The sequence below is a fragment of the Streptomyces sp. GC420 genome, assembly GCF_009916105.1.
GTDB lineage: Bacteria > Actinomycetota > Actinomycetes > Streptomycetales > Streptomycetaceae > Streptomyces.
In genome coordinates, this window is record NZ_JAAAXQ010000470.1 from 1 (window position 1) to 5,312 (window position 5,312).

The following is a 5,312-nucleotide window of genomic DNA, read 5'->3' on the forward strand; positions in this document are numbered from 1 at the left end:
GCGCCACCCCACCCGCTCACCCGCGCCTGTCACACTCGCGTCCACTGTCACGTCAACCCTGGGAGAAGCGACGACGTGGGAGAGCTGATGGACGGCAATGGCAACGGCAACCGCAACCGCAGCGGGGACGGCGGCCGGAGCGGCGGCGACGCGCACCTCGCGGAGCGCTTCGAGGCGCACCGCACCCACCTGCGGGCGGTGGCCTACCGGATGCTCGGCTCGCTCAGCGAGGCGGACGACGCCGTCCAGGAGGCGTGGTTCAGGCTCAGCCGCACCGACACCGGCGGCATCGGGAATCTCGCCGCCTGGTTGACGACGGTCGTGGGCCGGATCTGCCTGGACATGCTGCGCGCCCGGTCCTCCCGGCGCGAGGAGCCGCTGGGCGTGCGCGTCCCCGATCCCATCGTGAGCCGCAGCGACGGCCCCGACCCGGAGCAGGAGGCACTGCTGGCCGACTCGGTCGGGCTCGCCCTGCTCGTGGTGCTGGAGACGCTGTCCCCGGCCGAGCGGCTCGCCTTCGTGCTGCACGACCTCTTCGGCGTGCCCTTCGACGAGATCGCGCCGGTCGTCGGCCGCTCCCCCACCGCGGCCCGCCAGCTCGCCAGCCGGGCCCGGCGCCGGGTCCGGGGCGCCGCGCCCGTGCCCGACGCCGACCTCACGCTCCAGCGCGAGATCGTCGACGCCTTTCTCGCGGCGGCGCGCGACGGCGACTTCGACGCGCTGGTGGCGGTCCTCGACCCGGATGTCGTGGCCAGGTCGGACGCGGGGGCGCTGCGGCCCGCCACCCTCGTGCGGGGGGCGGCGGCCGTGGCCGGGCAGGCGCTCACCTACGCGCGCTTCGCGGAGGTCGCGCGGCCCGCACTGGTCAACGGCGTGGCGGGAGTGGTGGGTGCCGCACAGGGGCGGCCGGTCTCGGTGATGGCCTTCACGATCGGCGGGGGCCGGATCGTCGCCATCGACATCCTGGCCGACCCGGAGCGCCTGCGCGCCCTCGACCTCAAGGTCCTCGACGGCTGAATCCCCGCCGGCGCCCCAGCGCGCGGCGCGCGCGTGAGATGTCGCGCGGCGGCACGCAGCGGCGTGGCGGGGGCGGCCAGGAGGCAGCGGTGTCGGGGCGGGAGCGGGGCGCCGGGCTCTGGTGTTCTCGAGTGGGGCGGCCTAATCTGACTCACCGTCAGACGACGAAGGGTGGGCACCGCCATGCTGCTGCGCGGCAAGACCGTCATCGTCTCCGGCGTCGGCCCCGGCCTCGGGCACCAGGTCGCGGCGCTCGCCGCGCGCGACGGCGCCGACGTCGTCCTGGGTGCGCGCACGAAGGAGAACCTCGCGAAGGCCGCCGCGGCGATCGACCCCGACGGCGCCCACACGGCCTGGCGGCCGACCGACATCACCGACGAGGCCCAGTGCGAGGCGCTGGCCGCGCTCGCGCTGCGGCGCTTCGGCCGCATCGACGCCGTCGTCCATGTCGCGGCCCTGGACAGTCACTTCGGCGGCCTGGAGGACGCCGACTTCGCCACCTGGCAGCAGGTCATCGATGTGAACCTGCTGGGCGGCCTGCGCATGACGCGGGCCTGCCTGCCCGCGCTCGGGGAACGCGGCGGCTCGGTCGTTTTCATCGGCACCCAGTCCTCCGTGGCCGCCCCCTCCCAGGTGCGCCAGGCGGCGTACGCGGCCTCCAAGGGCGCCCTCGTCTCGGCCATGTACTCACTGGCCCGGGAACTCGGCCCCCGCCGCATCCGGGTCAACACCGTCCAGCCGGGCTGGATGTGGGGCCCGCCGGTGCGGGCGTACGTACAGTTCACGGCGCACACCGAGGGCGTGCCCGAAGCCGAGGTGCTGGGCAGGCTCACCGAGCGCATGGCACTGCCCGAACTCGCCACGGACGGCGACGTGGCGGAGGCCGCGGTGTTCCTGGCCTCCGACCGGGCCCGGGCGATCACCGGCCAGTCGCTGCTGGTGAACGCCGGTGAGCTGATGAGGTGACACAGTGCCGCCCACGGCGGTACCGAAGGACGTGTTACCGGCGAAGTACCCGGTCATCGTGGGCCGACGCCCTCGTGCACAACAACGCCGGGGAAGGTAAAGGCCACGCAAAATCGTTCGAGAAATCGACCGCGGTTCATACTCATGAACCACCGCGAGCCCCATCCGATCGTCGCCGCAGACACCGAGCCGGGCCCGGCCACCCACCGGGGCCGGGGTGGAACCCCCGTCCGGCCCGGCGGCCGGGAGCGAGACCACAGCCCACCGGCCAGGCCCGCCCGGGACCCGTCCACCCCCGGGGCCGCCCGACAAGAGGTTCACTGCGGGAACGGGGCGGCGGTCAAGGGTTGGAGCGCAGCGGAAATCGCGCAGCGACACGACCGCAGGGAGTGCCCTTGACCGACGGCACGGGACCGCACACAATCCCGGCCCACGGGCGGCCCCGTACAGCAACCGACCACAACACGGCTCAGCCGGAACAGCCCCGTACAGCCACACACCCGACTCCGCCCCGCCGTGACGGCCCCCGGCAACGGCGACCCCGCACAACACCGCCCCGCAGAAACCCGTCGGCGCCACATACGGCACCGGCCGGGGCGGGGACGGGTGTGTGGGCGGGCGCCATGATTCGGCCGCGGGCGTAACGTGCGGGCCCGGTCGCACTGTTAGGCCCGGTATGCACCCGAGAAGGAGCCACCGCAAGAACGCCTCGGCCATGCGCCTGGTGGGAAGGCAGCTCGGCCGCTTCCGCGAGGCGGCCGGGCTGACCCAGCGGGCCCTGGCCGACCTCGTCAGCCAGTGCGAGCAGACGATCGCCTCGATCGAGCAGGGCAGACGCCCGCTGAAGCCGGACCTCGCGGAGCGCCTGGACGAACTGCTGGACACCAGGGGCGCGCTCGCGGTCGCCGTGGAGAACCTGCCCGAGGTCGATCTCGTCCCCGCCTGGGCCGAGGAGTACATGGACCTGGAGGCCGAGGCCATCGCGCTCTCCTGGTACGACAACCAGGTCCTGCCCGGCCTCCTCCAGACCGAGGCGTACGCGCGGGCGGTGTTCCGCAACCGGGTCCCGGTGTACGGCGCGGACGAGATCGAGGCACAGGTGGCGGGGCGGCTCGGACGGCAGTCGATCCTGCGCAGGGAGGTGCCGCCGACGATCAGCTTCGTGGTGTGGGAGCCGGTGCTGATGCTGCGGATCTGCGAGGACGAGGCGTACGAGGAGCAGTTGCGGCACCTGCGGGTGTGCGCGGAACTCCCCGGCGTTTCCTTGCAGGTGCTGCCGCTGGACTCGCGGACGCACGCCGGGCTGGCCGGGCCCTTCACGCTGCTGGAGACCCCCGACCACCAACTCGTGGCCTACTCCGAGGGGCATCGTGGCAGCCAGCTCGTCTCCGACCGGGAGGAGGTCTCCAAGCTGGCCCGGAAATATGCGATGCTGCGGTCCCAGGCCCTCCATCCGCGCGACACACCAAGCCTGTTGGACCGTCTGCTAGGAGACCGATGAGCGGCACACTGCACTGGTTCAAGTCCAGCCACAGCGGCGACGAGGGCGGCGCCTGCCTCGAAGTGGCCTACACCTGGCGCACGTCGAGCTACAGCAGCGACGAGGGCGGCCAGTGCGTCGAGGTCGGCCACCACTGGCACAAGTCCGGCCACAGCGGCGACGAGGGCGGCGCCTGCCTCGAAGTCGCGCGCTGCACCGCCGCCGTCCACGTCCGCGACTCGAAGAACCCCGCCGGACCGGTGCTCACGCTCCCGCCCGCCGCCTGGTCCGCGTTCACCGCCTACGCGGCCGCGCCCCGGTAGTCTCCGGCCTCCCCCGCAGCCTCGGCCGCCCGCCCCGGACGGCACGGGTCTGACCGCACCGGTCCGCACGGACCCGACCGCGCGGACCGCACATCCGAGGCGCCTCAGTCGCCGCGCGGGTAGCGGGCCAGCCATGCCGCCGAGGAGGCGGCCGGGCTGTGCAGGGCGGGGCCCTGCGTCATCTCCATCGCGAAGTCGTCGGCGAGTTCCAGGATCGTGCCGCGCCCTTCGAGCTCGGCCAGCCAGACCGGCGGCAGGGCGGTCTCGCCGTACATGGCACCGAGGAGGCCGCCGCACAGGGCGCCCGTGGTGTCGGAGGGCCCTGAGTGGTTGACGGCCAGCCGCAGCCCGTGCCGGATGTCCTCGGCGACGAGCGCGCAGTAGACGGCGACGGCCAGCGCCTCCGCGGCGACGTGACCGCCGCCGAGCGCCTCGACGCGGGCAGGTGACGGCATCCCCTGGCGCACCGCCCCGAGGGCCTGCTTGAGTGCCGTGCTGGTCTCGTCGTGGCCGGCCCTGGTCGCGAGGTGGGCCAGGGCCTGCTGGACGGCCGCGTCGAGCGTCTCGCCACGGGCGAGCGAGTGCACGACGACGGCGTACGCCCCGGCCGAGAGGTACGCCGTGGGGTGGCCGTGGGTCTGCGCGGCGCACTCGACGGCGAGCTGGAACACCAGGGTGGGCTCCCAGCCCACGAGCAGGCCGAACGGCGCGGACCTGGAGAGCGCCCCGGCCCCGCGCGAGGCGGGGTTCTTGGGCTTGTCGACGGTGCCCATCATCTCGTCGGCGAGCCCCACCATCGTGTCGGCGTCGGCGTCTCTGCGCGCGTAGAGCCACTCCTCGCGCGCGAGCCAGCCGTTGTCCTTGCGCCGGAAGTCGGGGCCCCAGTCGCGCTGGGTGGCGTACCAGCGGCGGTAGGCGGCGTGCAGATCGGTCGGGGGGTGCCAGGCGCCGGTGTCACGGCGCACCTGGGCCCGTATCAGCCCGTCGACGGTGAACAGGGTCAGCTGGGTCTCGTCGGTGACCGCTCCCCGTCTCCCGTACGCCGGTATGAGGTCGGTGACGCCCTCCGCACCGTGGATCTCCCGCACGGCATCCAGCCCCAGCGCGGCGACGGGCGCCCCGAGGGCGTCGCCGACCGCCGCTCCGAGCAGGCAGCCCCGCACACGGCTGCGGAAGTCCTGCTGCTCCACTCTCCCCCACACGGCTGTGGCTGCCACGTCGTGCCCCTCACTGGTCGTGCACACCCCGGTCCCCGCTGCTCCCCGGCGAGCACTGTAATCGACGGGGAACGATCGGTTCAGGGCCGACGGGAGATCGTGACCGGGCCGCCGGAATGGACCCGCTCCCACGCGGAGCGATCCCTTCCGGTCGGCGCGAACGCCCGCCCTTGCCCGTCGGCCGACCCGTGGCCGGTTCCCCGCCGGGCTCAGTCGAGGACCGGGAGCAGTTCGGGGAGGTGGCCGTCGGAGGCGGTGGCGGCGCGGCGGCGTTCCTCGGGGACCTCGCCGTAGAGGGTGGTGCGGGGG

General features: G+C 73.9%; 5 protein-coding genes. 4 read left to right on the forward strand and 1 reads right to left on the reverse strand.

The genetic code is table 11. The annotated features are described in order from the left end of the window. The first annotated feature begins 87 nt into the window (after positions 1-87). The 4 genes from sigJ to GUY61_RS34180 all read left to right on the forward strand — a co-directional run bounded on the left by sigJ (position 88) and on the right by GUY61_RS34180 (position 3,786). Positions 88-1,017 (forward strand): RNA polymerase sigma factor SigJ, encoded by a 930-nt coding sequence (sigJ, locus tag GUY61_RS34165; protein ID WP_166634205.1) that lies wholly within the window; start codon positions 88-90, stop codon positions 1,015-1,017. Positions 1,018-1,200: 183 nt separating this feature from the next. After that, positions 1,201-1,983 (forward strand): SDR family oxidoreductase, encoded by a 783-nt coding sequence (locus GUY61_RS34170; protein ID WP_166634206.1) that lies wholly within the window; start codon positions 1,201-1,203, stop codon positions 1,981-1,983. A gap of 715 nt (positions 1,984-2,698) precedes the next feature. Continuing rightward, positions 2,699-3,484 carry a helix-turn-helix transcriptional regulator gene (locus tag GUY61_RS34175; protein ID WP_166634207.1) on the forward strand — a complete coding sequence of 262 codons (786 nt, stop codon included), beginning with the start codon at positions 2,699-2,701 and terminating at the stop codon, positions 3,482-3,484. Continuing rightward, on the forward strand, positions 3,481-3,786 hold the full coding sequence (locus tag GUY61_RS34180) for a DUF397 domain-containing protein (protein WP_166634203.1): 306 nt from the start codon (positions 3,481-3,483) through the stop codon (positions 3,784-3,786). Before GUY61_RS34175 ends, GUY61_RS34180 begins: the two co-directional genes overlap by 4 nt. Positions 3,787-3,890: 104 nt before the next feature. On the opposite strand, the gene GUY61_RS34185 is transcribed toward GUY61_RS34180, so the two are convergent. Then, positions 3,891-5,003 carry an ADP-ribosylglycohydrolase family protein gene (locus GUY61_RS34185; protein ID WP_166634204.1) on the reverse strand — a complete coding sequence of 371 codons (1,113 nt, stop codon included), beginning with the start codon at positions 5,001-5,003 and terminating at the stop codon, positions 3,891-3,893. Positions 5,004-5,312 lie beyond the last annotated feature (309 nt).

What these genes read in the sequence shown, in the direction of transcription:
- sigJ (WP_166634205.1), top strand. Translation starts at nt 88, where the DNA reads ATGGACGGCAATGGCAACGGCAACCGCAACCGCAGCGGGGACGGCGGC.
- GUY61_RS34170 (WP_166634206.1), top strand. Translation starts at nt 1,201, where the DNA reads ATGCTGCTGCGCGGCAAGACCGTCATCGTCTCCGGCGTCGGCCCCGGC.
- GUY61_RS34175 (WP_166634207.1), top strand. Translation starts at nt 2,699, where the DNA reads ATGCGCCTGGTGGGAAGGCAGCTCGGCCGCTTCCGCGAGGCGGCCGGG.
- GUY61_RS34180 (WP_166634203.1), top strand. Translation starts at nt 3,481, where the DNA reads ATGAGCGGCACACTGCACTGGTTCAAGTCCAGCCACAGCGGCGACGAG.